The 551-nt window shown below is 64.4% G+C and carries 1 protein-coding gene; it reads right to left on the bottom strand.

The annotated features are described in order from the left end of the window. A partial coding sequence (locus VF694_RS16420) for an autotransporter-associated beta strand repeat-containing protein (protein ID WP_440164913.1) occupies positions 1 to 551 on the bottom strand: 551 nt, incomplete at both ends.

Here is a 551-nt window from a genome sequence, read left to right on the forward strand (position 1 = left end):
GGGCAAATGCTGCAAAGGGGGTGTCATTGCGCTGGATCATCAAGGACAGGCCGGGGCCGTAGAGCAGCGTTGGTGACAGGAATGCCATGTCGTACGTAATGTGGCTGTATTTCCCGGTCACGCCCTGGGCTGCGTCCACGAAGGAATAGGCGACGTTTTGACGGAAAGGGCCGCCGGCCAGCTTCAGGGTGCCGTCGATATGGGCGGCCCCCCCGACGACCAGACGATCGTTTGCACCAGCAGGGCCAACCTCCAGTTCATGTATTGAGCCAGCATGGGCGGTGTAATCGCCGCTGACGGTCAGTGTGCCCACCGAGTTGCCGGGGGCCAGGGTGCCGTAGTTATCGACCTGGGCGACGGTCCCGGAGCCTCCCAGGGTGCCGTCGCGCTCGACGGTGACAGCCGAGGCCAGGGTGCCATTGACGGCCAGACGGCCCCCACTGACGGTGGTATCGCCGGTGTAGCTGTTGTTGCCGCTCAGCTCCAGTGAGCCGGCGCCGCGCTTGTGCAGTCCACCCGTGCCGCTGATGTCATTGGCGAAGGTGGAGTGA

The organism is Alcaligenes sp. Lyrl_28 (genome assembly GCF_051948705.1).
Lineage (GTDB): Bacteria > Pseudomonadota > Gammaproteobacteria > Burkholderiales > Burkholderiaceae_B > Alcaligenes > Alcaligenes ammonioxydans.